Origin of the sequence: Ahrensia sp. R2A130, assembly GCF_000179775.1 — a bacterium.
Classification (GTDB): Bacteria; Pseudomonadota; Alphaproteobacteria; order Rhizobiales; family Rhizobiaceae; genus Pseudahrensia.
This window is the reverse complement of sequence record NZ_AEEB01000001.1, coordinates 67,164-93,222: the sequence shown is the minus strand read 5'-3', so window position 1 is coordinate 93,222 and position 26,059 is coordinate 67,164. Positions and strand designations below refer to the sequence as shown.

26 protein-coding genes are annotated in these 26,059 nt (G+C 56.8%); 8 read left to right on the top strand and 18 right to left on the bottom strand.

Annotation, left to right across the window (positions count from 1 at the left end; all coding sequences use genetic code 11):
- Positions 1-5: 5 nt before the first annotated feature.
- From R2A130_RS00440 to R2A130_RS00425, 4 genes are all read right to left on the bottom strand, one after another.
- Entirely contained in the window at positions 6-296 is a 291-nt protein-coding gene (locus tag R2A130_RS00440) for a hypothetical protein (protein ID WP_211098019.1), read from the bottom strand.
- Positions 245-1,396 carry an aromatic ring-hydroxylating dioxygenase subunit alpha gene (locus tag R2A130_RS00435; protein ID WP_009462801.1) on the bottom strand — a complete coding sequence of 384 codons (1,152 nt, stop codon included), beginning with the start codon at positions 1,394-1,396 and terminating at the stop codon, positions 245-247. Before R2A130_RS00435 ends, R2A130_RS00440 begins: the two co-directional genes overlap by 52 nt.
- Before the next feature lie 124 nt (positions 1,397-1,520).
- Positions 1,521-2,126, bottom strand: a complete 606-nt coding sequence (locus tag R2A130_RS00430; RefSeq protein ID WP_009462799.1) for a thymidine kinase — start codon at positions 2,124-2,126, stop codon at positions 1,521-1,523.
- Between the two features lie 117 nt (positions 2,127-2,243).
- Positions 2,244-2,603 carry a gamma-butyrobetaine hydroxylase-like domain-containing protein gene (locus R2A130_RS00425; protein WP_009462798.1) on the bottom strand — a complete coding sequence of 120 codons (360 nt, stop codon included), beginning with the start codon at positions 2,601-2,603 and terminating at the stop codon, positions 2,244-2,246.
- A gap of 91 nt (positions 2,604-2,694) precedes the next feature.
- Between R2A130_RS00425 and R2A130_RS00420 the strand changes: the two genes are divergently transcribed.
- Together R2A130_RS00420 and R2A130_RS00415 are read left to right on the top strand one after the other, a co-directional pair.
- Positions 2,695-3,960 carry a glycerate kinase gene (locus R2A130_RS00420; RefSeq protein WP_009462797.1) on the top strand — a complete coding sequence of 422 codons (1,266 nt, stop codon included), beginning with the start codon at positions 2,695-2,697 and terminating at the stop codon, positions 3,958-3,960.
- A 14-nt stretch (positions 3,961-3,974) separates the two neighbouring features.
- The gene (locus R2A130_RS00415; RefSeq protein ID WP_009462796.1) at positions 3,975-4,547 is read left to right on the top strand and encodes a serine protease; all 573 of its coding nucleotides are present in this window, start codon (positions 3,975-3,977) and stop codon (positions 4,545-4,547) included.
- Positions 4,548-4,551: 4 nt separating this feature from the next.
- Here the strand turns inward: R2A130_RS00415 and R2A130_RS00410 are convergent, their stop codons facing one another.
- Entirely contained in the window at positions 4,552-5,805 is a 1,254-nt protein-coding gene (locus R2A130_RS00410) for an acyl-CoA dehydrogenase (protein ID WP_009462794.1), read from the bottom strand.
- 103 nt (positions 5,806-5,908) lie between these two features.
- Here R2A130_RS00410 and R2A130_RS00405 point away from each other — a divergent pair, with 103 nt between their 5' ends.
- From R2A130_RS00405 to R2A130_RS18320, 4 genes are all read left to right on the top strand, one after another.
- Positions 5,909-7,027 (top strand): phytanoyl-CoA dioxygenase family protein, encoded by a 1,119-nt coding sequence (locus R2A130_RS00405; RefSeq protein WP_009462792.1) that lies wholly within the window; start codon positions 5,909-5,911, stop codon positions 7,025-7,027.
- A 172-nt stretch (positions 7,028-7,199) separates the two neighbouring features.
- Positions 7,200-7,451 (top strand): helix-turn-helix transcriptional regulator, encoded by a 252-nt coding sequence (locus tag R2A130_RS17935; RefSeq protein WP_083804151.1) that lies wholly within the window; start codon positions 7,200-7,202, stop codon positions 7,449-7,451.
- Between the two features lie 94 nt (positions 7,452-7,545).
- Positions 7,546-9,549 carry an acetyl/propionyl/methylcrotonyl-CoA carboxylase subunit alpha gene (locus tag R2A130_RS00395; RefSeq protein ID WP_009462788.1) on the top strand — a complete coding sequence of 668 codons (2,004 nt, stop codon included), beginning with the start codon at positions 7,546-7,548 and terminating at the stop codon, positions 9,547-9,549.
- 285 nt (positions 9,550-9,834) lie between these two features.
- A complete protein-coding gene (locus R2A130_RS18320; protein WP_009462786.1) occupies positions 9,835-10,011 on the top strand; it encodes a hypothetical protein in 177 nt (58 codons plus the stop codon).
- Between the two features lie 221 nt (positions 10,012-10,232).
- Here the strand turns inward: R2A130_RS18320 and R2A130_RS17300 are convergent, their stop codons facing one another.
- Positions 10,233-11,918 (bottom strand): hypothetical protein, encoded by a 1,686-nt coding sequence (locus R2A130_RS17300; RefSeq protein ID WP_050786018.1) that lies wholly within the window; start codon positions 11,916-11,918, stop codon positions 10,233-10,235.
- 252 nt (positions 11,919-12,170) lie between these two features.
- Here R2A130_RS17300 and scpA point away from each other — a divergent pair, with 252 nt between their 5' ends.
- On the top strand, positions 12,171-14,321 hold the full coding sequence (gene scpA / locus R2A130_RS00385) for a methylmalonyl-CoA mutase (protein WP_009462782.1): 2,151 nt from the start codon (positions 12,171-12,173) through the stop codon (positions 14,319-14,321).
- A 3-nt stretch (positions 14,322-14,324) separates the two neighbouring features.
- Here scpA and R2A130_RS00380 read toward each other — a convergent pair whose 3' ends face one another.
- Positions 14,325-15,521 (bottom strand): diguanylate cyclase, encoded by a 1,197-nt coding sequence (locus R2A130_RS00380; protein WP_009462780.1) that lies wholly within the window; start codon positions 15,519-15,521, stop codon positions 14,325-14,327.
- Between the two features lie 211 nt (positions 15,522-15,732).
- Positions 15,733-16,086: a DM13 domain-containing protein gene (locus R2A130_RS00375; protein ID WP_009462776.1), complete on the bottom strand. Its 354-nt coding sequence runs from the start codon at positions 16,084-16,086 to the stop codon at positions 15,733-15,735.
- A gap of 121 nt (positions 16,087-16,207) precedes the next feature.
- Between R2A130_RS00375 and moaA the strand changes: the two genes are divergently transcribed.
- Entirely contained in the window at positions 16,208-17,224 is a 1,017-nt protein-coding gene (gene moaA / locus R2A130_RS00370; RefSeq protein WP_040304381.1) for a GTP 3',8-cyclase MoaA, read from the top strand.
- Positions 17,225-17,299: 75 nt separating this feature from the next.
- On the opposite strand, the gene R2A130_RS00365 is transcribed toward moaA, so the two are convergent.
- From R2A130_RS00365 to guaA, 10 genes are all read right to left on the bottom strand, one after another.
- Positions 17,300-17,785, bottom strand: coding sequence for a F0F1 ATP synthase subunit B (locus R2A130_RS00365; protein ID WP_009462772.1), 486 nt, complete (start codon positions 17,783-17,785; stop codon positions 17,300-17,302).
- 4 nt (positions 17,786-17,789) lie between these two features.
- Entirely contained in the window at positions 17,790-18,314 is a 525-nt protein-coding gene (locus tag R2A130_RS00360; RefSeq protein ID WP_009462770.1) for a F0F1 ATP synthase subunit B, read from the bottom strand.
- Positions 18,315-18,424: 110 nt separating this feature from the next.
- Positions 18,425-18,661: a F0F1 ATP synthase subunit C gene (locus R2A130_RS00355; protein ID WP_009462768.1), complete on the bottom strand. Its 237-nt coding sequence runs from the start codon at positions 18,659-18,661 to the stop codon at positions 18,425-18,427.
- Between the two features lie 80 nt (positions 18,662-18,741).
- Entirely contained in the window at positions 18,742-19,494 is a 753-nt protein-coding gene (locus R2A130_RS00350; RefSeq protein WP_009462766.1) for a F0F1 ATP synthase subunit A, read from the bottom strand.
- Between the two features lie 166 nt (positions 19,495-19,660).
- Positions 19,661-20,071: an AtpZ/AtpI family protein gene (locus tag R2A130_RS18870; protein WP_009462764.1), complete on the bottom strand. Its 411-nt coding sequence runs from the start codon at positions 20,069-20,071 to the stop codon at positions 19,661-19,663.
- Between the two features lie 97 nt (positions 20,072-20,168).
- Positions 20,169-21,395 carry a cell wall hydrolase gene (locus tag R2A130_RS17295; protein WP_009462762.1) on the bottom strand — a complete coding sequence of 409 codons (1,227 nt, stop codon included), beginning with the start codon at positions 21,393-21,395 and terminating at the stop codon, positions 20,169-20,171.
- A gap of 256 nt (positions 21,396-21,651) precedes the next feature.
- Positions 21,652-23,088 carry a ribosome biogenesis GTPase Der gene (der, locus tag R2A130_RS00335; RefSeq protein ID WP_009462760.1) on the bottom strand — a complete coding sequence of 479 codons (1,437 nt, stop codon included), beginning with the start codon at positions 23,086-23,088 and terminating at the stop codon, positions 21,652-21,654.
- On the bottom strand, positions 23,085-23,771 hold the full coding sequence (locus R2A130_RS00330; RefSeq protein ID WP_009462758.1) for a tetratricopeptide repeat protein: 687 nt from the start codon (positions 23,769-23,771) through the stop codon (positions 23,085-23,087). The genes der and R2A130_RS00330 overlap by 4 nt, the downstream gene beginning before the upstream one ends.
- A gap of 107 nt (positions 23,772-23,878) precedes the next feature.
- Positions 23,879-24,445 (bottom strand): NnrU family protein, encoded by a 567-nt coding sequence (locus R2A130_RS00325; protein ID WP_009462756.1) that lies wholly within the window; start codon positions 24,443-24,445, stop codon positions 23,879-23,881.
- A gap of 3 nt (positions 24,446-24,448) precedes the next feature.
- A complete protein-coding gene (gene guaA / locus R2A130_RS00320) occupies positions 24,449-26,035 on the bottom strand; it encodes a glutamine-hydrolyzing GMP synthase (protein WP_009462754.1) in 1,587 nt (528 codons plus the stop codon).
- Between the last annotated feature and the right edge of the window lie 24 nt (positions 26,036-26,059).

Genomic DNA, 26,059 nt, shown 5'->3' with positions numbered 1-26,059 from the left:
GTACTTCACGCCTCCCGGCCATACGCTTTCAGCGATGAATACAATTGTTCGGCAATTGGTGAACCGCATTCCAAGGCGAAAACGTAGGCTTGAACCATGAGAAATACCTGCGCTTCCTCATCGCCCTGCGCCTGCTTGCGTTTGGATGCATCAAGATACAGCCGTGCCAACTGCTCCGCGTCACTTGCAGCATGGGCCTGCAGGATAGCGGCATCCAGTTCAGTATCGGTCACCCGCTCGCCTTTCAGGTCGCAGCCGCCACCATCTGCGAAGCAATCCAGTGGTGGAACATCCATGTGGGTTCATCCATGGCAGGTGAGAACTTGCCGCCATCAAAGAATCGTCCATGCCGTCCGGCCTGCATGCCTTCGACAACGAAAATGTCCTCCTCAAAAACCTCCTTCCATTGCGCCGCGTGCTTCGCACGCAGGTCAGCAAAGTCCGGACCGGTCATTTTTTCATCGGCATAATACAGCGAAATGCGTTCCACCGTGCGATCCATCCCCTGCGGCACGAGCACGATTGCAAAACGATGATCGCGATGAACGCCCAACAGAACATTTGGGAAAAGCGAGATATATTCCGCTTGTTTTGCCCATTTTTTGGAAAGATCGGGATAATTTGTAAAAGCCTGATCCTTCGACAAATCGGGATTGTAGACCCGAGTACCCTGCCCGGAGAATTCACCAGCTTTCATGATGTGGTAGTGGTCTTCCAGCTTGGAATAGGCGTTCAGACCGGGGTGTATCCAAGGCAGATGATAGCTCTCGCAATAGTTCTCCACCGCGAGTTTCCAGTTGGAGTTCACTTCCAACTCAAAGGCAGATTCAGCACCACCGAAATGCGCTGGACGTTCGAATTCCTTCCACCGCTCCAACACGCCCGACGCAGCTTCTTCGAATGGCGGTGCCTGACCTGAAACATTGATGAAGATAATATCCTGCCAGACGTGGCTGCGGATCTCGATTAGGCCCAGATCATCACGATCAATGTCGTCGTGAGTGTTCTGCCCCGGCCCACCGACATGGGGCGTCGTCTTCAACTTACCCGTAAGATCGTAACACCATGAATGGTAGGGGCAGCGTATTACGCCCCTCACCTTCTTCGGCTCGTCGATCAAAATCATCCCACGATGGCGACAGGTATTCTGGAAAACCCGAACCTGCCCGTCGCGTCCGCGCACCAGCAGCAGTGGTAATCCGAGAAATTCGACAGGCTTCGCATCCGCCTCTTCGGGCACGTCCATGCCAAAACCAATCGCTGCCCAATTAGCGAAGAAGACAGCTTCGCGCTCGGCATCATATGTCGATTGCTCGGTGTAGAAGTCGTTGGGCAGGCCGCGTGCAGAACCGACAGGCTGCAACACGTCGTTCAATGCTTCGATATCGTAACCCATGGAACACTCCTGCGCTGCCAATCTGAATTTTCAGAGTAGGCTCAACGAAACGAGTGAGACAGCGACGGAATGCGGCAAGGTCGTGCAGCTAGTGTTCCGTTTGCGCCAGTAGCGCTTCGGCGGCTCAGATTTTCAGCTGCAATTGATGGTGGGGGCCGATGTCCTTGTCGGCCCAGTGGGTGCGGCACAGCGAAACGTAGCTCTCTTCGCCACCGATGGAGACCTGATCGCCCTCCTCCAGCACAGCGCCCTCACTGTCCATCCGCCGAACCATGGTCGCCTTGCGCCCGCACCAGCAGATGGTTCGGATTTCCCGCATGGAATCAGCAATCGCCAGCAGCGCTTCGCTGCCGGGAAAGAGCTTGCCCTGAAAATCGGTCCGTAGGCCGTAGCACATGACCGGAATGCGATCCCGGTCCGCCAAGGTTGCCAATTGCCAAGCCTGTTTCTCGGTCATGAACTGCGCTTCATCCACCAGAATGCAATCCGGCTTCTTGTCCTCCGGCAAATCGCGAACCAACGCCAACAGATCATCGTCGGCGCGGAAAATTTCCGCCCGTGCTTCAAGGCCAATACGTGAACCGATAACGCCGACACCCCGCCGGTCGTCAACAGCAGCAGTCAGCAAAAGCGTGCGCATCCCGCGCTCGCGGTAGTTGTGCGACGCCTGCAGCAGCGCGGTGGATTTGCCCGCGTTCATGGTCGAGTAGTTGAAATAGAGCTTGGCCATCAGCCGTTACAAATTTTGATCCGGAAGTCGGTTTGTTTGCTTTGCTAGCGGGCAGGCGTCGCTACGCCAACCACCAACATGTCACTATCCCCGATGGACACAGGCGCTCGCGCCCACTCACTCTGGCAAGCCACCCTCTTCCAGCTTGGCAAGATAGGCCGCCAGCAGAACATCGTGGCCAGCGCCAAGGCGGTGCAACACCTCCCAAGAGAAAATGCCGGTGTTGTGTCCGTCATCAAAAATCAGCCGCACAGCGTAATTGCCCACTGGTTCAATGCCTGAGATCGTCACATCACGTTTGCCCGGCACGATGGTTTTCTGGCTGGGGTCGTGCCCCTGCACTTCTGCCGAGGGCGACTCGACCCGCAGCAAACGCGCGGTTGGCGCAAATTTATCGCCATTGTCGAAAGCTATGGTGAGAATACGCTTATCAGGAGACAGCCGTATCTCGGTCACTGTCGGATTGCTGGTTGTCATAAATGAATGCCCGAAAATGAATGCCCGAAGGTGGCAGAAGATATGCCCATGTCGATTGCCCAATGGGGAACTGTCAACGTATCAATCACCCATGACCCAGCCTTCTTCCGATCCAATCGGCGCTCTGCGCGAATTATTCGATACCGCCGTTCGACACGCAGCACCTGCTGAAACGCTCACGCAATATCTGCCAGAGCCTCCCAAAGGCAGAACTCTCGTGGTAGCTGCGGGCAAGGCAGCGGCCAGCATGGCGGCAGCAACGGAGGCTGCTTGGCCGAAAGATTCGAACCTCTCCGGCATTGCCCTTACCCGCTACGGCCATGGGCAAATCTGCGACCACATCGAAGTGTTAGAAGCCGCTCATCCGGTGCCTGATGATAGCGGTTTTCACGCCGCCCAACGCATCCTCGCTGATGTGGCAGAACTTGGTGAGGATGACCTTTTGCTCTGCCTTATCTCTGGCGGCGGATCATCACTGCTGGTCGCTCCGTCTGAAGGCATCACACTGGAAGAGAAAAAGACGCTCAACAAAGCGCTGCTCATGAGTGGCGCACCGATTGGTGAAATGAATGCAGTGCGCAAACATATCTCCGCCATCAAAGGCGGTCGTCTCGCGCAACTCGCAGCACCCGCCCGCGTCGTGACGCTGGCAATTTCCGATGTACCCCACGATGACCCCAGCACCATCGCGTCCGGCCCAACAGTACCGGACCCAACAACTTTGGCCGACGCTCGTGGGATCGTGACCCGCTACGGAATGAAACTCCCAGCATCGATTACAGCACGGCTGGAAGACCATTCCGCAGAAACGCCGAAGCAGGAAAATCCAATTTTCCAGAACACCACGCTGCAGATGATCGCAACGCCCGGTTCCGTCTTACGCAAGACCGTCGATGGCATGGGCAAAGCTTGGGGCAGCGTCGCCTCATTGGGCGCTGATCTTGAAGGAGAAGCCCGCGACATGGGCCGCGCCCACGCGATGATGGCCGTGACCGCGAATGGCCCAACAACCATCGTTTCAGGTGGTGAAAGCACTGTCACCGTAGAAGCAGGTACACCCTGCGGGCGCGGCGGGCGCAACTGCGAATATCTTCTGGCACTCGCCATCGCACTTGATGGCGCAGAGGATATATGGGCCATCGCGGCTGATACAGACGGGATCGACGGCAGCGAAGACAATGCCGGAGCAGTGGTTACACCGGACACGCTCGCCCGCGCCAAGGCGCTGGGAATGGACGCCCAAGCCATGCTTGACGGTCACGATGCCTACACGTTCTTCCAGCGATTGGGCGATCTGGTGATGACCGGCCCTACGAGAACCAACATCAACGACTTTAGGGCGATTTGGATCGCATGAAGGTCGCTATACTCATGCTAGCAGTAACGTTGGCACTCCCCGTCACGCCTTCATTCGCGGCAGACACCGTCCCCTCTATCGGACGCCTCAACTACGCAGGCTTCCGCACCAAACGGCACTGTACCGTATCGCTGGTCGGGCGACAGATGGCGCTGACCGCCAAGCACTGCGTAGAGGGCTTACCGCGCGACCGCCTGCGCATCGTGCTCGGCTACGAGCGCGGCAATTGGAAAGAATTGCACGAGGTAAGCAGAATTATTCGAGTGGAAAAGCAAGACGTCGCTTGGCTTTGCCTTGCCAAACCTTCGCGTCTGAAACCGCTAAGAGTGCAGTCGAACAGCCGTGAAAAGGCCATTGCTACCGCAACAGGCTACCCCCGCTCGGCAGCGCATTTGCAGAACCCGCAGCAGTGCCACTTGCAGGCTGGCAGCCCCCGAGCGCGTTTTCTGTGCCCAATGGAACCTGGCATGTCCGGCGCGCCGGTGGTCCAAGAGACAAACGAAGGCCGCCAGATCGTTGCCGTCGTCAGTGGAAATTCAGGTTCCAGCAGCGTGGTGGAACGCGTTCCTACGCCGCCGGAGTGCTGAGCTGCTACATGAACGCCTGAAGGCCGGTCTGCGCACGACCCAAAATCAGCGCATGCACATCATGGGTGCCTTCATAGGTGTTCACAGCTTCAAGGTTCATAACGTGGCGAATGACGCCGTACTCGTCAGAAACACCATTCCCGCCATGCATGTCGCGGGCATTACGGGCGACATCGAGCGCCTTACCGCAATTGTTGCGCTTCATCAGCGAGATCAATTCCACCGGTGCCGCATGATCATCAATCAAACGTCCGAGACGCAGTGAACCTTGAAGGCCGAGAGAAATCTCGGTCTGCATATCTGCCAGCTTCTTCTGGATAAGTTGGGTCTGCGCCAGAGGACGACCGAACTGCTTGCGCTCCAGCGTGTAGGTGCGCGCGGCATGCCAGCAGAATTCAGCAGCGCCCATCGCACCCCATGAAATGCCGTAGCGCGCTTTATTCAGGCAACCGAACGGGCCGGCAAGACCGGACACATGTGGCAGCAGGTTTGCTTCGGGTACGAAGACCTCATCCATCTGGATCATACCGGTGACGGAAGCGCGCAGTGAAAACTTGCCTTCGATCTTCGGCGTCTCCAGCCCCTTCATACCGCGCTCTAAAATGAAGCCGCGAATCTTGTCGCCATTGCCATCATCGAGTTTTGCCCACACCACCATCACATCGGCGATGGGCGAGTTTGTGATCCAGTTTTTGGCGCCGGACAGGCTGTAACCACCTGCGACAGGCTTCGCGCGGGTCAACATACCGCCAGCGTCGGAACCGTGGTCTGGTTCGGTCAAGCCGAAGCAGCCAACCATGCGACCTGAAGCCAGTTCAGGTAGAAATTTCGACCGCTGTTCGTCTGTGCCGTAAGCAAAGATCGGATGCATCACGAGAGAAGATTGTACCGACATCGCAGAGCGGTAACCACTGTCGACGCGCTCCACTTCACGCGCCACAAGACCGTAGGATACATAGCTCGCACCAGACCCACCGAACTCTTCCGGAAGGGTTGCGCCAAGCAGACCGAGATCTCCCATTTCAGACATAATCTCACGATCAAACGTCTCGTTGCGGTTGGCCATCAACACGCGCGAAGCCAGTTTGTCTTGTGCATAACCGTGAGCGGTATCGCGGATCAGCCTTTCGTCTTCATCCAATTGGGCGTCGAGACCGAAAGGGTCTGCCCAGTCCAGCGGTGCAGCTTTCGCACGCGCCTGTTCCGGCGTGTTTGCATGGGCATGATGCAATTCAGCGCCATCGGTTTTCGTCAGCATGGTCTCACCTCGTGTTAGGTTCGGAGCATCATCAGCGCTTGAACTGCGCTACATCTCCGATCAGTCTCTCCTCCACAACCTACACGTCAAGCCAGAGACTGTCATGGAAGACCTTCGCACAATTATCGCACTAAACTGTCGGAACGAAGATGCGCCCAACGCATCCGAAATCACGGCAAACGTGCCAATCTATGATTGTAACAAGCTTGCCGACTGGCCAACTGATGCAGGTCAGGCTGATACCCTGCGCAGGGAACTTGCAGACGTTTTGCTCAATGGTCCCGGCGTTTTCGTGCTTCGCAGTGCATTCGCCGATACAACGCCAATCGATGCTGCAACGGACGTTTTCAACACGATCATCGAGCGTGAAAAGACGGCAAGTTCTGGCGGCGGCGACCACTTTGCAGCATCCGGTGCCAATGACCGCATCTGGAATAGCCTAGAAAAACTGGGCCGCGAAGCACCCGACGTCTTCGTGCAATACCACTCCAATCCATGGCTGGAACTTGCCAGCCGCGCATGGCTAGGACCGGCATTTCAAATGACAGCGCAGGTCAATCTCGTGCACCCCGGCGGCAAGGCCCAGACCGGTCACTGCGACTATCATCTGGGCTTCATGACCAAAAATCAGGTCTCGCAATATCCCGCACATGTTCACGCAGTAGGCGCTCAACTCACACTTCAAGGGGCCGTGGCGCATTGCGATATGCCGGTGGAAAGCGGAACAACGAAGCTGCTGCCCTTCTCGCAAACGTGGCCGCAGAACTATCTTCGTTTCCGCGATGATGACGTCTCGGAAGTCTTTGAGGATAACTATGTCCAACTGCCGCTACAGAAAGGTGACGCACTATTTTTCTCACCGGGCCTGATGCACGCAGCGGGCGAAAATAGCACCAGCGATATCCACCGCATGGCCAATCTGCTTCAGGTTTCCAGCCCTCTTGGGCGCGCGATGGAGACTATCCGCCGGCGGGAATTGTGCCTTTGTGTCTATCGCGCAGCGGTGGAGGCGGGCTTGCCACACATAGAGCAGGAAGCTCTTCTGGCAAGCACTGCGGAAGGCTATCCCTTCCCTACCGATCTGGAGCGCGACCCGCCTGTGGACGGCTTGGCCCCTGTCACCCAACGAGACCTGATGCGCTCTGCGCTGCGTGAAAACTGGCCGTTCGACAAATTGTCAGCCGAGTTAGCAGCCTACGAAAATCGCCGCAGCCCTGCGTAAAGAAATCCAATTCGCAATAACTCAAAACAATTTGAGCGAATGAATTGAGAAAAATTCTCTTCGTAATATCAACGTCCTATTGTGGAAAACACACTGATATTACAGGGGGAATTAGGTTGCGACGCATTTACGCACTAGGGTAACGTCACAAGATAGTCGAAGGTTTCATCTGATGGCACATAGTGTTGACCACTCGCCGAGAGAGATCCTGCGAAATGTTGTCAGGGCCGCTCGTCGAAAAGCGGACATGACTCAGGGCGAACTGGCAGGCGCAATCGGTCGTACCCAAGGGTACGTTTCAAAGTTCGAAAATGGGCAGACCCGCGCTGAGATGATCGACGTCATCCAGTTTTGCGTTGCACTCGAAATTGACCATCACAAATTGATGGACCAGCTTGTGGATGCTTATCGCGCCGCACGCTGATCCTACGTTAGACGCTCTTGCGCATATGCGCCTCCAACCATACGGATAAATGGTTGACCGGGCACATTTTCAGCCCATTTCTTCGAGGCTGAGCATGTTCGATAAAATTCTGATCGCAAACCGTGGCGAAATTGCCTGCCGTGTCATCAAGACCGCAAGGCGAATGGGTATCAAAACGGTAGCGGTCTACTCGGATGCAGACGCAAACGCATTGCACGTGCGCATGGCTGATGAAGCCATCCATATCGGCCCGCCAGCCGCCAACCAATCCTATATCGTCATCGACAAAATCATGGCCGCTATTCGCGAAAGCGGGGCGCAAGCCGTTCACCCCGGTTACGGTTTCCTGTCGGAAAATCCGCTATTCGCTAAAGCTCTCGATGAAGCTGGCATTGCCTTTATTGGCCCGCCCGTCGGCGCAATCGAAGCCATGGGCGACAAAATCACCTCGAAGAAACTCGCCTCTGAAGCAGGTGTTTCAACCGTTCCCGGCCACATGGATTTGATTGCAGACGCCGAAGAGGCTGTGAAAATCTCCGGCCAGATCGGCTACCCCGTGATGATCAAGGCCAGCGCTGGTGGTGGCGGCAAAGGCATGCGGATCGCTTGGAACGATGACGACGCCCGCGAAGGCTTTCAGTCGTCGAAAAACGAAGCGGCCAACTCCTTCGGCGACGACCGCATCTTCATCGAAAAATTCGTCACCCAACCCCGCCATATCGAAATTCAGGTGCTGGCAGACAGCCATGGCAACTGCATTTATCTGGGCGAACGCGAATGCTCCATCCAGCGCCGCAACCAGAAGGTCATCGAAGAAGCGCCCTCGCCTTTCCTCGATGAAAAAACCCGCAAGGCCATGGGCGAACAGGCCGTCGCACTTTCCCAAGCCGTCGATTATGCCAGCGCAGGCACGGTGGAGTTCATCGTCGATGGCGACCGTAATTTCTACTTCCTCGAAATGAACACCCGCCTTCAGGTGGAGCATCCGGTGACCGAACTCATCACCGGCATCGATCTGGTGGAGCAGATGATCCGCGTCGCTGCTGGCGAAAAACTATCCATCAAACAGGACGACGTGAAGTTGAACGGCTGGGCGATGGAAAGCCGCCTCTACGCCGAAGATCCCTATCGCAACTTCCTGCCCTCCATCGGTCGCCTAACCCGCTATGCCCCGCCGGCTGAAGGTGTGCGCGATGACGGCACCATCATTCGCAACGATACCGGCGTTTACGATGGCGGGGAGATCTCCATGTTCTACGACCCGATGATCGCCAAGCTTTGCACATGGGGGCCGGACCGCGAAAGCGCAATCGACACGATGGCGGAGGCACTGGACACGTTTGAGGTCGACGGCATCGGCCACAACCTGCCGTTCCTTTCCGCCGTGATGGACCATCCCCGTTTCCGCTCTGGCAACATCACCACCGCATTTATCGAAGAAGAGTATCCCGAGGGTTTTGTGGGCGTCGAAGCTGACGAGCAAACGTCCCGCAAATTGGCGGCGCTCGCCGCCGTTATGAACATGATCGCCCAGCTACGCCGCACGCGTATTTCCGGGGCCATGAACAACCACAAGCGCCGCGTCGGCAAACGCTGGGTCGTCAAGATCGGCGACCACGACCTCGCCCTGAAACTTAAGGCGCGCAACGAAGGCGCGAAGATCAAATTCGCCGACGGAACCAAGATGGATGTCGAAACGGACTGGCGCCCTGGCAAAGCGCTGATCGAAGCGACTATCGACGGCAAGCCTGTCGCGGTGAAAGTGAAGGCCAGCGCGGGCGGTTACACAATGCGTTATCGCGGCATCGAGTGCGACGTGCAGGTTCTGCGCCCTCGCGTGGCAGAGCTTTCCCGCCACATGATAGAGAAAGTGCCCGCCGACACATCCAAACAGCTGCTTTGCCCCATGCCCGGTCTTATCGTGTCCATCACGGTCGCTGCGGGGGACACCGTAGAAGAAGGTCAGGCACTTGCCACTGTAGAAGCCATGAAGATGGAAAACATCCTGCGCGCTGAACGCAAAGCGACGGTTGCAACAGTTGAGGCTGAAGCCGGTGACAGTCTTGCTGTCGATGCCGTCATCATGACGTTCGAGTAGAACCTTCCTGCGTGAGGCCAACGACTGTTTAGTTTTGCTTTTCCTAATCCACCGTTGTCTTCCCCGCGAAGGCGGGGAAGACAACGGTGGGAATGGGGTTAGGACGTGCAGAAATATCGACCCGCCTCACGACGTCCGAGCGATAGGCAAGCGCGAATAGCTGCCCGGCGCTAGTTGCGCCGCGCCCGCGCAGCGAAGGCCACTTATGGCCGACAGCGTGAGCGCAAAAATGAGCCAGCGGGACGAAGAAGTCTGCCGTTAGCCTGTAGTCTCAGGCGAAAAGGCATGACGCCTTCGCCCCGCTCGATCCTGCTGCAGATGTGTCTCAACACCATTCCCGTCACCTCCCCGAACATGAGCCGCGATAATCTGCGGTTCATCGGCCTTGCCCTCGGCCCGCCATTGCTGACGTTCGACGTCCGGTCCCGAAGCTGTTGTGGCAGCTCTGCCGGTGCAACATAGAGCTCCGCCCGCTTGCGACCGTTAAGCGCGCGCGACGGAAGGATCGCTTCCACGCAACGATCAGGACGGTCCGGACCGTCGGCTCATGCGCTAAAGAACAGGCAGTATGCAGGCGGTGCAATGATGCGGGGAGAGATTTTGTCTGGCGGCCAGCGTCGCAGCATCACCAACGAACGCATGTATGGATGGAGCAGCGTGGAAACCCATACAGCACGATGTTTCTACCAGCTCTGCTCCTGCAACGGGAACTGCCGCAGATAAGTAGGGTCATCGCTACAAGAGATGAAAATCATACCCGGGCTAGCACTAAGACCGCCCCGCGCAACACCGGTGCATTCGCCATTGTTCAACAAACCAAGCGCGTAGTGGCGGAGCGCGATCACTACCTCTTTAGGCATTTTGCTCTTTCTTCCTGGCAGCTTGCTAAGGCGCTTATCCAACAGTTTTTTCGTCAGGCTCTTTGGCCGCGAACCAAAGTCCATCGGATCAGGTTCTGCCGTTGCGTAAGTCGGTTCCGGACCGGAGAACTGCGGTTTCTCGACTGACACCGGTGCTTCTGGAGCAGCTGCAGGTGCGGGGGTTGGCGCAACCGGAGGAAGTTTGACTGCAGCGACTTGGGTGGTTTCAGCTTTCGATTCCACTTTCGCTTCAGGCAGGGTCACCACCGGCTCCGCAATAGCTGCAACCTCGGATTCTGCTGGCGCAGCGTCCGGCTGCGGTGGCGTATATCCTACTGAACCAGCCGTTTTTGGCGCTGCTTGTTTGGCAGCAATCTTGGCAGCTTCTGCCTCGGCTTCCCGGCGCTTCTGTTCTGCTATCTTCTGCTGTTCCGCTTTAGCTAATACATCTGCCTCCGCCTTCTGGCGCGCAGCTTCATCTGCCTCAGCCTTAACGCGGGCAACTTCATCGGCTTCCGCTTTCTGACGGGCCAGTTCATCCGCCTCCGCCTTTTCACGGGCCTGCTTTGCGGCAAGCTCATCGGAACGGGCTTTCGCCTCTGCAATCTTGCGAGCTTCAGCTTCACGTGCAGCTTTAGCTGCCTCGGCCTGCCGTGCAGCTTCCGCAGCCTGTCGAGCTTCCTGTTCTTGCGCTACGCGGGCAGCTTCCGCTTTAGCGGCTTCCAATTCTTTTTGGGCGTTTGCAGCCTCTGAAGCGTTCGCAGATTTTGCAGCCTCGCTCTTCTGGGCCGCCAATCGTTCTTGAAGCTGCTCCCATGTCAGCGCCTCGCCGGTAGTCGAAACCGCAGCAGGGGCAACCGGTTCAACAATGGCGGGGGTTTCCACAACCTGTGGAGCCTCTGGCACCTCTTCAACAATCGGGGCCGGCTCAACAACAGCAGCGGGCGGGATTGGTTCTACAGGTTCTGCAACAGCAATCTCTTGGGGTTTCTCAGGCTCCGAAGGTGTTTCAACCGCGACAGCTTCCGGAGTTGCAGGCGGTTCAACAGCAACAACTGCAACCTCGGTGTCCGGCCTGAACGAGGGTATGGACGGATTACGCAAACGGGCAAGCCGCGTGACCACATCCACGCGCCGCGGTTTCTTCGCTTCAGCCTTTTTCTCGCGCGGCGCTGCGGTTGGGGCGGCAGCGGTAGGAGCCGGAGCTGTCTTTAACGACGATAGAGCAACCCAAAGGGCAGGCTTGCGTGGAACGGCCCGCCAACCGAAAGCAGAAACCAGCTGACGGCGGGGCAGAAAACTGGACACGCGAGCCCAACCATCTCTGGTTTCAAGAACCTGAGCGGGCGCACCGGATTTATAGCCATGGCCATTCACCGCCTGACAGGTCGCAGGGCATAGCCGAACTGTAATGGGGCCATCGCCAAAGACGCGAGCCTCTTGCGCGTAGGATGACGAGAGCATCAACAGACAGCCCAGCGCAGCGAAAAACGCTTTCGCAATACTCATTCTTGAAAAACCGACCACCGCCACAGCCCTCGCACGACAGGCCCAATACAGGCCACACAAACTTTCATCTCGTGACAGATTAGTCGATTGCTGCGGTCAATGGGAAGTTCCCAAACCCACTCCCCTGTTGAGTGACGTATCGTTGCAACGCGTTTTGCGTCCAAAACCAACCAGACTCGACCAAGTGCTCCCTTGGCGGAGTGCCTTTCCCTCCGCTAGATTGCCATTTCCACTGCCTTGCGGAGCAAGACCATGCCGAACAAAACCGAATTGCCCCGCGACTGGCTGGATATCGCCACCAAAGAGATGAAGGGCGCAGACCCGAAAACGCTCGTGTGGCAAACGCCAGAGGGCATTGCCGTCAAACCGATCTATACCGCAGCCGATTTGGACGGCCTCGAGCATCTCGGTTCAACGCCCGGCCAAGCGCCCTATACCCGCGGCCCAAAGGCCACGATGTATGCGGGCAGACCGTGGACAATCCGGCAGTATGCGGGTTTTTCAACGGCTGAGGAATCCAACAAATTTTACCACGCCAATTTGAAAGCCGGACAAAAAGGCCTGTCCGTCGCCTTCGATCTGGCGACCCATCGCGGCTATGACAGCGATCATCCCCGCGTCGTCGGCGATGTGGGTAAGGCAGGCGTGGCCATCGATTCCGTCGAGGACATGAAACTGCTATTCGACGGCATTCCGCTCGATGAAATGTCGGTTTCCATGACCATGAACGGCGCTGTGATTCCCGTTCTCGCCTCCTTCATCGTGGCTGGCGAAGAACAGGGCGTGGATCGCGCGAAACTGTCCGGCACCATCCAGAACGACATTTTGAAGGAGTTCATGGTCCGCAACACCTATATCTATCCGCCGAAGCCTTCGATGCGGATCGTGGCGGACATCATCGAATATACCGCAAACGAGATGCCGAAATTCAACTCGATCTCGATCTCCGGCTACCACATGCAAGAGGCCGGTTCGACGCTGGTGCAGGAACTGGCGTTCACGCTGGCCGATGGCCGGGACTACGTGCGCGCCGCCTTGGACAAGGGCATGGATGTGGATGCGTTTGCGGGGCGTCTGTCCTTCTTCTTCTGCATCGGCATGAACTTCTTCATGGAGTCCGCCAAGCTGCGGGCTGCCCGCTTTTTGTGGGACCGCATTATGAGCGAATTCGGCGCGAACGAACGGTCACGCACGTTGCGTACCCATTGCCAGACATCCGGCGTCTCACTCCAAGAACAAGACCCTTACAACAATGTCGTCCGCACCGCTTATGAAGCCATGTCTGCGGTACTGGGCGGAACGCAGTCGCTGCACACGAATTCCTTCGATGAAGCCATCGCACTACCCTCGGATTTCGCAGCCCGCATTGCCCGCAACACGCAGTTGATGCTGCAGCACGAAACCGGCGTCACCAACGTCGTCGATCCACTCGCCGGCTCTTACTATGTTGAAAAACTCACCGCCGATCTGATCGAAGAAGCATGGGCGCTGATCGAAGAGGTGGAGGCGCTGGGCGGCATGACGAAGGCTATCGAAACCGGCATGCCCAAGGCCCGCATCGAGGCAGCAGCAGCGGCCAAACAGGCACGTATCGACAGTGGGCAAGAGGTCATCGTCGGCGTGAACAAGTACACCTCCGGCGCACAGGACCCTGTCGAAGTTCGTGACATCGACAATGCCGCCGTTCGCGACGCGCAAATTCGCCGTCTGAAACGCATCCGCGAAACCCGCGATGCCGACGCTAACGCAGCTTCGCTTGCCGCGCTGGAAGAGGTGTGCCGCAGCGGAGAAGGCAACATTTTGGAAGCCGCCGTTACGGCTGCCCGCGCCCGCGCTTCGGTGGGCGAAATTTCATGGGCCATGGAAAACGCATTCGGCCGCCACGTCGCAGACGTTGCCACCATCGAAGGCGTTTACGAAGATGCTTGGGGCGACGACCCAGCCTACAAGAAAACCAAGGCAACGCTGACAAATTTTGCCGAAAAGCTGGGCCGTAAACCCCGCGTTCTCGTCGCCAAGATGGGACAGGACGGTCACGACCGTGGGGCAAAAGTCATCGCTACAGCGTTCGGTGATCTAGGCTTCGAGGTCACGGTGGGACCGTTGTTTCAGACACCTGCGGAAGCCGCACAATTAGCGGTCGATGAGGACGTTGATGTGGTGGGAATTTCCAGCCTTGCCGCTGGCCACAAAACGCTGTCACCCATGGTTCTGGCCGAACTGGCATCGCGCGACGCGGCAGACAAAATCGTCATCTGCGGCGGCGTCATTCCCTCGCAGGATTACGACATGCTGAAAGAGGCTGGGGTGAAACAGATTTTCGGCCCCGGCACCAACGTGCTTAAGGCCGTTGAAGATCTGGTGGCACTGTTGGAAGAGCAGATGCGTGGTCGCAACCGCTAGCGTTTACGCTGCATTTTCCACCAAACGCGGCATTGGCGTTTCCATAGACGCAACATCGTCAACCATACCCAACTGTACGCGGTTACGACCATTGTTCTTACCGCTATAGAGCGCGCGGTCGGCCCGACGATAAACCTCAAGTACGGGTTCTCCCGGCATCCAGCAGGCCAAGCCGAAAGTCATGCTCACTTCGCCGGGCGACAGATCATTCACATGCCCTTGAAAACTCACAGCTTCGCGCAAACGGTTCATTGCGTTTACCGCTTCGGCTTCAGAGGTACCAACGAGCGCCACAAGGAATTCTTCGCCACCAAATCGGCAAACAAGGTCATTGGAACGCGTACCATCGCTCAAAATATCTGCAACGCCCTTCAATACCGCATCGCCCACCGGGTGGCCGTGACGGTCGTTCAGGCGTTTGAAGTGATCAAGATCGCCGATAGCAATCCACACAGTGCCAGGTTTAGCTTCGATTTTAGCGGATAATTCCTCGAAACCGCGACGGTTATAGAGGCCGGTCAGCGGGTCAATGAACGAGGCCATGCGTGCACGATCAATCAAACCGGTAGCGTAGGCAGCAAACAGCAACAGCGCCGCGATACCAGCCAGCACATTCACACTCATCTGCACGATGGTCATGATGCCATCATAAACGATCGCACCTTCTCCAATACCGTGGTGACCAGCAAGAACGCCAACCCCGTTGGCCATGAATGCGATGGCCATAAGTACGACAATCAGCCCCAAAGGACGATAGACTGCGCGTACACGAAGCCAGCGCTTTGACGTCATAGGAATAAGTAAAATCAGCGCTGCTCCCATTAGCAACAGCGCAAGGCGTTGGGGATCGGCTGCAGAGCTCGCCCAAAGCGTAAGATTGGTGGCCGATACGCCTAGTGCAGCGAGCGCAACGAACAATCGGGGTTTCGAAATATTCAGGTTCTCGGTAAGCGCGAGTGCGAAAATGGCCGTGCCAAAAATGAGGCACTGTTCCGCCAGCACCATACTCGCAAGGACATCGCGACCGATGCCAAAAGCAACGCCGGAAGCAAAGCTGACAGCCAGACCAAGATACGCGATTGCGTAAAGCAAGGCACTGGTGAACAGCCGTTCTTTGCACCACACCATCACGAAGCCGCACGAAAAAACGCACAACATGATGGGCGTCAACCACGGTAGAATAACTGTAGGATCTAACATTTTAGGAGCTCTTCCCTGCGAGTGCCGGATGATGCGGTGTCGCCCAACACCAAACATCCGCCAAAGCCCAACCCACGTCAGGATGGAAGAATAGAAGACCTAACGCCTTTAACGTCGCGTGAAAATCAGCGGAAAGTCGGGGAGCTAGGTTAACGTAGAGTTACCGATAAAGCTGCCGACAAGCGCAAAATGCAGTTGGTGTATTGGCCTGTCACTTGATGCTGGCACTGCCAAATGTCGAGCTGAAGCGCTTGCAGTGAATGTGAACACTCGTCCAATTACCAGCGGGCAACGTGTAGGTCTGGGTGCCGCTGTTGGCCTTCAATTTGGCCACCCGTTTAGAGGCACTGCCCTTCCCGACATAAACGTAAAGATCAGGACCGGACGACGTGCGGAAACCGCTAAGTGTGAGCTTTTTACCCTTCACCTTCGCTGTGCCAGAGACCTTGTAGTTTTTGTGGCTGGAGAATCGCCCTGCCCCATCCTTTGCCCATGCAGGTGCAAAACTTACCGCGGTGGCCAGAGCCAGAATTGCAGCAGCGGCAGTGGTGAGAGGGCGGTTCATGGCGATGTCTCCAAATATCAATTGCCGCAACTCAACCACTTGATCCAATAACCGGCAAATCACAGATGCGCGGGGTAAATGTGAACTTGGCGTGAGCGGCCTGCCCGCCTATGCTGAGCCCATGGAACAGAACCTCACCAAACCGCAGATGATCGATCCCTTTGGACGCACTGTAGATTATCTGCGTGTATCGGTTACCGACCGCTGCGATTTCCGCTGCGTATATTGCATGGCAGAGGACATGACGTTCCTTCCAAAGCGCGATTTGCTCACGCTGGAAGAACTTGACCGCATGTGCAGCGCATTTGTCGACAAAGGCGTGCGCAAGCTTCGCCTAACAGGCGGTGAGCCGCTGGTTCGCAAAGGCATTATGGGCCTGTTCCGTTCACTGTCGCGCCATCGCACTTCAGGTGCACTGGATGAATTGACGCTCACGACCAATGGTTCGCAGCTGGCAAAATACGCATCAGAGTTGGTGGATTGTGGTGTGGAGCGGGTAAACGTGTCCATCGACACGCTGGACCACGCCAAGTTTCGCGAGATTACCCGATGGGGTGATCTTGGCCGCGTTATGGAAGGCTTAGAAGCTGCTCGTGCCGCTGGCCTTGCGGTTAAAATCAATGCGGTGGCCCTTAAGGGCGTCAACGAATTTGAAATCACCGATATGATGAGTTGGGCGCACGGCGAGGGTTTCGACTTAACGCTGATCGAAACCATGCCCTTGGGCGATATCGAAGGCGACCGGACTGACCAGTATCTACCACTGTCTCTGGTTCGCCAGCGATTGGAAGAAACGCACACCCTGACGCCGATACCTCACAAGACCGGCGGCCCTGCCCGCTATGTAGAGGTGGCTGAGACCGGTGGTCGCTTGGGCTTTATCACGCCGCTGACGCATAATTTCTGCGAAAGCTGCAATCGCGTGCGCATCACATGCACCGGTACAATTTATATGTGTCTCGGTCAGGACGATGCGGCGGACCTTCGCGAACCTCTTCGCGCATCAGAAAGTGACGAACTGCTTCACGCTGCTATCGATGAAGCCATTGGCCGCAAGCCAAAGGGACATGACTTCGTTATTGAACGCGCAGGTGCAGCACCATCCGTTTCCCGCCATATGAGCATGACTGGCGGTTAACAAATTTTTCCAGGCTTACAAATCAAAACGGGGCCCGTAGGCCCCGTCGTCAATCTTGTCCTGATAGCCGAACCATCAGTTCATGCGGGCCTTAACCTCAGCCAAGCTCTGCTTGAACATGTCTGTGCTGGCTTTGCCTGTCACCTTCGATGAGATGATATCGCGAGCCGCATCCATAGCGAGATCGACGGCAGTGGATTTGACTTCTGCCATCGCCTGACTTTCGGCTTGAGCGATCTTCTGCTCGGCCTGCGCAGTGCGGCGCGTCACGTAGTCTGCAGTCTTGAGCTCAGCTTCTTCACGAAGCGCATCGGCTTCACGCTTTGCAGCAGCAACGATTTCGGACGCCTCAGCTTCGGCATCTTTACGTTTGCGCTGGTATTCAGCGAGCAACTGCTGAGCCTCTTCGCGAAGCTTACGGGCTTCTTCGAGGTCAGACTTGATTTTGTCAGCGCGCCCGTCGAGCGCCTTGCTGACCACTCCCGGAACCTTGAGGTACACCAGCAATGCGAAGAAGAGAATAAGGGCAACAAGCGCCCAGAATGATGCGTCGAAACTCATCGGATCAACCCTTCACATTGGAGACGGCTTTTGCCACCTCGGCTTTGGTCACCTTGGAACCGAGCAACTGGCTAACCAGCGTTTCAGCGGTCTCTGTGGCGATCGACCCGACATCGGACATGGCGTCCGACTTGATCTTTGCGATACGGGCTTCTGCATCAGCTACGCGCGCGGTCATATCGGCTTCGACTTCTGCACGTTTTACATCCGCCTCAGCTTTACCGGCGTCACGCGCTTCTTGCGCGATCTTATGCGCATTGGTTTTGGCCGTCGCCAAATCCTGCTCGTAAGCGGCAATAGCAGCGTCGGACTCATCTTTGAGGCGATTGGCCTCATCGAGATCTTGGGCTATGCGGCCGCTGCGCGTTTCCAGAATGCCGGAAATGCGCGGAAGCACCACGCGAGACATGATGTAATAAAACAGACCGAATGACAGCACCAACCAGAGTATCTGGGAGGTGAAGGTGGACGTATCGAAGGGCGGAAAAACGCCCGCAGCAGCGCCGGGTTCTGTCGTAGGAGTAGCCATGTCTTGCTCGAACGGTTCGGTTCAAAAAACAGGCACGGGAATTCTATCCCCATGCCCGATAAGCGGCGGCGCATCCAAAAATGCGCCGCCTGCAATGTCAGTTCACTGTATTAGACAGCGAAGAGCAGCAGAAGCGCGATCAGCAGCGAGAAAATGCCGAGAGCTTCGGTAACAGCGAAGCCGAGGATCAAACGACCGAACTGGCCGTCAGCTGCAGATGGGTTGCGCAGAGCGCCCGACAGGAAGTTGCCGAAGATCGAGCCAAGGCCGATTGCTGCGCCAGCCATGCCGATGCAAGCCAGACCAGCGCCGATGTATTTGCCCATTTCGGGAAGAGCTGTTTCCATGATGTTTCTCCTGGTTGAGATATTGGCCGGGCGATGATGCCCGACAATGGGTGGGATAGGGGTTGAGTGGTTCGCCGCCTCTAGTGAGACGGGTGAATGGCGTCGTTGAGATACATGCAGGTCAGGATCGCGAAAACATAGGCCTGCAGGAATGCAACGAGGAATTCGAGAGCGGTGATGGCAACGCCCAACACCAATGGCAAGATACCACCGACGACGCCGACAACGCCGAGGCTACCGATAAGCATCGGGATGAAGCCGGTAAACACTTTCAGTGTGATGTGGCCTGCCAGCATGTTGGCGAACAGTCGAATGGACAGGCTGACCGGGCGGGATACGAAGGACAGCACTTCGATGAAAACGATCAGCGGCATGATAATGCCCGGCACGCCAGACGGCACAAACAGCTTCAGGAATCCAAAGCCATTTTTATAAAAACCGTAGCCGATGACGGTGCCGATAACGAGCAAAGCAAGACACAGCGTCACGATGAGATGACTGGTGACCGTGAAGAAGTAGGGGAACATGCCGATCATGTTGGCAACGAGAATGAACACGAAGAGCGAGAACACCAGTGGGAAGAAACGCATGCCCTCTGAACCTGCGCTTGAGCGCAACATATCGGCGACGAATTCGTAGATGATCTCTGAGATCGACTGCCCGCGTGACGGAATAAGGCCTCGACCAGACGTGGTCAGAACCAGGAAACCTGCAGCAACGCCGACGGTTGCCAGCATGAACAGCGAAGAGTTGGTGAACGAGATATCATAGCCCAACGCTTCAAGCGGCAGGATCTTCTCGATCTTGAACTGGGAAATCGGATCGTTGGCCAAGTCTTACCTCGTGGCAATCAGGTTCGCATCGGGAATAGGCCCCCGATAGCTCCGCGGACCATCTGCACGAATGTGAGAGCAGTCTCAAGACCCCCCATCGTCGTATGGGTGCGGTTTTTTGTGCTTCGCGGCGTTCAAGCGCAACTTTTTGCACCGCATCACGAATTCAATCTGGGTCTTTAGAGGTGCCAGATGCAGCATCATCGCTATTATTTCCGGATTTTCTGGCCATTTCCTGCGCTGGACGCAGCCTCATCTCCGATTCGGCCACCATTCCGGCCGACCGCAACACATTGAGTATGCCTGCACAAAAACCCAGCAGAAGTAGAATAATCATGCCCCATGGCGTCGTATCGAAGAACTGATCGAACAAATAGCCCAGGCCTGCGCCCACCACGATACCCGCAATGAACTCGGAACTGAGCTTCATAGCCTGACCGATTCCCCCTGCCCCGACCTTTTCAGCAGCCACGCGACCGTTGTCATCCGTCTTCGGGCGCTTGGTGTCGATGCGGGAGCGCAGAGAATCCAGCCGCGCATCGAGATCGGTATCATCGGGTTTCTCGGAGTCGGACAAAGGTGGCGCTCACATAACGGTTTCACGAATGCTGTAACGCAAAGCGCCGCCGGTGGAAAACCGGCGGCGCTTGATAAGTTTTAATATGTCGCGAAGCCTAGCTCCAGCCGCCGCCATAGGTGCGGTAGAAGATGTGGCGACCGATCTTGGTCATCTTGCGCATATTCTTGCGCCATTTCGGCCAGACGTAATCAGCGTGGTAATGGCTGGAGGAACCGATGCTGGTGAGCCAGAATTTTCCGTCGATAGCATCATTTGCAACATTGACGGATTTTTTCCAATGCTTGCGCGAACCAACCTTGTCGCGAATGCCATCGCAGGCGAACGAGAACTGGCAGGCGTTACGCTTGTGCTTGTTCTGGTAAACGACGCCGCAGATCGAATTGGGGTAGGCTGGGTTTTTGACGCGGTTCAAAATCACCTGCGCCACGGCCTTTTGTCCGTTCTTGGATTCGCCACGGGCCTCGAAATAGATGCCGGTCGCAAGACAACGGCGCTCACTCTTGCCAAATGATTTTTTTGGCAGCGGCTTCGCGGCCCACTTGTGATCGCCCTTTGCGAGACGAATGACGGAACGCTTGGTTTTACGCGCAGTCGGCACAGCGGCCTTTACAATTGGCGATGTCTTTTTAGCTGCAGCCTTCGGAAGACCAGGGCGAAGCACGGCATCAAATGCGCTTGCCGCTGGCGTTGCCGATGGAGCGTAGGCTGCAACGATCACATCACCTGCGATCTCTTCCAGTGGTTGAGCTTTCGCCATTTGACGCGCAGCGGAACGGGCCTGCAACATGGCCGTCTTTGGCATGATCGAATTTGTGTTGGTTGCCGCTTCTTTTGCCGCAGCTTCAGCGCGCTGGAATGCCGCTGTCAAAACCTTGGTTTCTTTTTGAAGGCTTTTTGTCAGAAGTGCGGTTGCAGGGGCGGCATAGCCGTGAGTAACAGCTTCCAGCTTAACAGAAGCGACCTGGGACGGTGTTGGTTTATAGACACGACCACCTTTGAGCGAATTTTTGTCAGCACCCAGCTGGGCAAGGTCGATGTGCGAATTGCGGTCAAGCAGATGCAAACGCTCGGTGGTGCGAACGCCAAGCACTTTACGTTCACTGATAGGGCTTGCAGCAAGGCCTGCTTTTTCATCGCCTATCATTGCGACATCGGAGCCTGTCGGCACAGCAACGAGGCGGGACATCCAACGGCCAGCACTGGCTGTTTCCGTGCCCGTCATCTCGGCAATATCTTGATGTGCAGTGGAAGTGGTTACAGAAACCACCAGTGATGCGGCAATGACGGAACAGGCCGTCGTAGTTGTAAGCAGTCGGCCCATTGCAGAGGCTCCCCTAGATGCAAAACCCATAATCACTCCATACAAATCCAGGGCGCAGCATCGCGAAGCGAAGCGGCTCGTTGGATACAATATGAAGGATTAACCTTGATGTGTGGTTAACCGACCCCCCGGATCGGCTCACGCGCTTGTGACCGTGCAAAAGGGCAGCACCATGGGCGCATCGTGACGCGAATATGACGATTATCGGGAGGTTTCGTGACGGGGTTTGTCACGTTAACTTCTGCTTAACGTTTTGTTATTTCGACGTGTTGCGCTTGCGGTTCCCGTAAGGGTTTTCACCCTTACGCAAATACAGGCGCAGCGGCACGCCGGGCAGCTTGAACGTCGCGCGCAGATCGTTGAGCAGATAGCGCTCATAGCTCGCGGGCAAGCCTTCGGGTCGGGTGCATTGCGCCACGAATGTCGGTGGGCGGGTTTTCGCCTGCGTGATGTATTTGAAACGGATACGACGACCGGAAACGGCTGGCGGCGGATGGTGCGCCTGCACATCATCGAGCCACTGGTTCAGTTTCGAAGTCGCCACGCGACGGTTCCACGTCTTATCGGCGTCGATCACCGCTTCCATCAACCTGTCGAGACCTTTGCCGCTCTGACCGGACAGCGTGACCGTGCGAAGACCGCGAAGCTGCGGCAGCAAGCGCTCCGTCTTTTCGTGCAATTCTTTAAGTGCCGCCTGCTTGTCCGGCACCAGATCCCACTTGTTGAAGGCCAGCACGGGCGCCCTGCCCTCGCGGTGGATCAGGTCGACGATATGCAGGTCCTGTTTTTCAAACGGAATCGTGGCATCGAACATGATGACCACGACCTCGGCATATTGGATCGCGCGCAGAGCATCGTGGACGGAAAGCTTCTCCAGCTTTTCCTGCACCCGCGCCTTGCGCCGCATACCGGCGGTATCGAACAGCTTGATGGAACGGCCCTGCCATTCCCAATCGACCGAAATCGAATCGCGGGTAATGCCCGCTTCCGGTCCGGTCAGCAGGCGGTCCTCACCCAGCATCCGGTTGATGAGCGTGGACTTGCCCGCATTGGGGCGGCCAACGATGCAGATTTTCAGCGGACGGGTGTTGTCGTATTCCGGCTCTGTCTCGTCTTCTTCGGCTTCGAAAGCTTCCAGATCGAAACTGGCTTCTTCTTTTTCGTCTTCAGTCGGTTCGTTCTTGCCGAAGGCCACATCTTCACCAACGGCTTCCACCAGCGCGTTCCGCAAGTCGGCCATACCCTCGCCGTGCTCGGCAGAAATCGGCACAGGCTCACCGAAGCCCATCTCGAAGGCTTCGTAAAAACCATCATCGCCTTTGCGGCCTTCGACCTTGTTGGCCACAAGAATGACAGGCTTACCGGCGCGGCGCAGCATCGTGGCGAAGGACTTATCCATCGGCGTAACGCCAGCGCGGGCATCGATGAGAAACAACGTCACGTTCGCGTCGATAATCGCCTGCTCGGTTTGCGCGCGCATGCGGCCTTCGAGCGACGCCTGATCGGCCTCTTCCAGTCCTGCGGTGTCGATAACTTCGAATTTGATATCGCCGATACGGGCATTGCCCGAACGACGATCGCGCGTCACGCCGGGTTGATCATCGACCAGCGCAAGACGCTTGCCCACCAACCGGTTGAACAGTGTCGATTTGCCGACATTGGGACGGCCTGCAACGGCAACCGTAAATGTCATTGTGCAGACGCTTCATCGCGGGTTGGACCACCGCGGGCAGCGATGACGTCCAACATGATAGTAACACGCTGGCCGATAGACGCAGGCGCGTTTGCATCTTTTGCGATTTCATCGAACTGGGCGAATGCCTTGTCCAAATCACCAGCCTTGAAATAGGCAAGGCCCAGCGCTTCCAGCGCGGACGAACGGTAAGGCGCGCCGGGCGCGGAAAGCGATGTCACGCGGGAGCTAACATCTTCGACAGTGCCCTCGTCCACCATCAAATACCCAGCACGCAGGCGCGCGATAGAACGCAGATCCTCATCAGCCATATTATCAGCCACGACCACATCGTAGGCAGCAATCGCCTCTTTTTTCTGGCCCTGCTTGGCAAGCTCGGAGGCTGCCCGCAGCTGCGCCATGGCACCATAAGCGCCACCGTGTTCGGCTTCGAGTTTTTCAAGTGCCGCGATGGCCTCTTCGGTCTTACCATCTTCCGCCAGCGCAACAGCACTCATGAATGCATCACCGGACGCGGCAGCTTCTTTTGCAGCACTGTATTCCATGTAACGCCAGACACTCACAGCCAACACGATGGCCACGGCAAGAGCGATGATGATCGTGCCAAAGCGCTTCCAAAACTCGCTGGCTCGTTCCGAGCGCAGTTCGTCATTGACCTCGCGGATAAAGGAATCGTCGGACATTGAAAGCTCCTGAGAGGCGAAGAAACGTGACCAGCCGCAAGCGCAGCTCTTGCGGTGCGTTCTACATCATCACGTGGTGAGAGAAAGGCGTAAAAGCAATGAGGCGGTTAAACGATGCCGACGCCGATCAACCATTCGTGGGCGAATGATATAAAGGCCACCGTAAGAGCGAGGCCCACCACCACGGAAACAAGGTCAGCCCAGATTGCCGTTTTAGCTGGCGCAACCCACGGACGGCGGTAGCTGTCGAACGTCGTCACCACCGACCAAACGAGGAACGAGCCGAACAATAAAACGCTCGCGGTATCGCCATTGGCCGTGAGGTGTGCAGCCGACCAGATGACGACCGCCAGCACCATCGGATGCCGCACAGCGCGCTTGATGTATCCAGCAGGAATTTGCGAGGCGACCAACAAGACAAATGCCAGCGGCATGGCCAGCAACAACAATGACCTCCCATAGGGCGCAGCATCATAAAGCTGCCCTGCCTCACCACGCGCCAGACCGTAGCCCCAGATCAACAGGCCAAGCCCTATGATCGACACCACCGAATAGATGCCCTTCCACGGCCCATCACCCTTATCAGCAATAACAGCCGCGCGTTTCGCGGGCGCAATAACTTTGGCAAAATGAACGCCGAGAAACAGCACGAGGCCGATGATGAGAACGATCATATCCTACTCCCACTCGATGGTGCCGGGAGGCTTCGACGTCACGTCGTAGACCACGCGGTTGATACCCTGCACTTCGTTGATGATGCGGGTCGCAGCGCGACCAAGGAAATTCATGTCGAAGTGATAGAAATCGGCTGTCATGCCGTCGATGGAGGTGACAGCGCGCAGCGCACAGACGAATTCATAGGTGCGGCCATCGCCCATCACGCCAACCGTTTGCACAGGTAGCAGCACAGCAAAGGCCTGCCAGATCGTGTCGTAGAGACCCGCCTTGCGAATTTCGTCGAGATAGATCGCGTCGGCCTTGCGGAGAATTTCCAGCTTGTCGCGGCTGATGCCACCGGGGCAGCGAATGGCGAGGCCCGGACCGGGGAACGGATGACGACCGATAAAGCTGTCCGGCAAGCCGAGTTCGTGGCCAAGCACCCGAACCTCATCCTTGAACAATTCCCGCAGCGGTTCCACCAACTGCATGTTCATTCGCTCCGGTAGGCCACCAACATTGTGGTGGCTCTTTATCGTCACGGACGGTCCTCCGGTAAACGACACGCTTTCGATCACGTCCGGATACAGCGTGCCCTGTGCAAGAAATTCAGCCCCGCCAATCTTGCGCGCCTCTTCCTCGAACACGTCGATGAACAGCTTGCCGATGGTCTTGCGTTTGGTCTCGGGGTCCGACTCGCCCTCCAGCGCGTCGATGAACATATCGGCAGCATCAACATGGATGAGTTTGATGTCGTAATGTTCATTGAACATGGCAACGACCTGCGCCGCCTCATCCATCCGCATCAAGCCGTGGTCCACCAGAATACATGTCAGCTGATCGCCGATGGCTTCGTGGATGAGCAGCGCTGCAACCGAGGAATCGACACCGCCGGACAATCCGCAGATCACCTTGCCGTCGCCAACCTGCGCGCGGATCGCTTCGATGGCCTGCGCTTTGTAGGCCGCCATAGTCCAGTCGCCGGTAAGGCCCGCAATGTTGTGAACGAAGTTGGCAATCAGCTTCGCGCCGTCCGGCGTGTGAACCACCTCGGGGTGGAACATGGTGGTGTAATATTTCCGCGCCTCATCCGCCGCGATAGCGAATGGCGCGTTGGGCGATTGGCCCAGCACCTCGAACCCATCAGGCAATTCCGTCACGCGGTCACCGTGGCTCATCCAGACCGGATAGCTGCCGCCAGCTTCCCAAAGTCCTTCAAAAAGCGGGCTGGCCTTTTTGATATCCACATCAGCACGACCGAACTCGCGGTGGTGGCCACCTTCGACCACGCCACCCAGTTGAGTGCACAAAGTCTGCTGGCCGTAGCAGATCGCCATGATGGGAACGCCACTGTCGATCACCGCTTGCGGCGCGCGCGGGCTGTCTTCATCGGTTACGGATGCCGGACCACCGGAGAAGATAACCGCTTCTGGTGACAGGCGCTCGAAAGCCTCTTGCGCGGAGTTGAACGGCGCGATCTCGCAATAGACACCGCTTTCCCGCACACGCCGCGCGATCAGCTGCGTGACCTGTGACCCGAAGTCGATCACCAGCACGCTCTGGTCAGGAACGGGAATGAGGCCGGCTTCTGTCATGTCGTCGCTCATAGAATTCGCCTTATCTTCAACTGA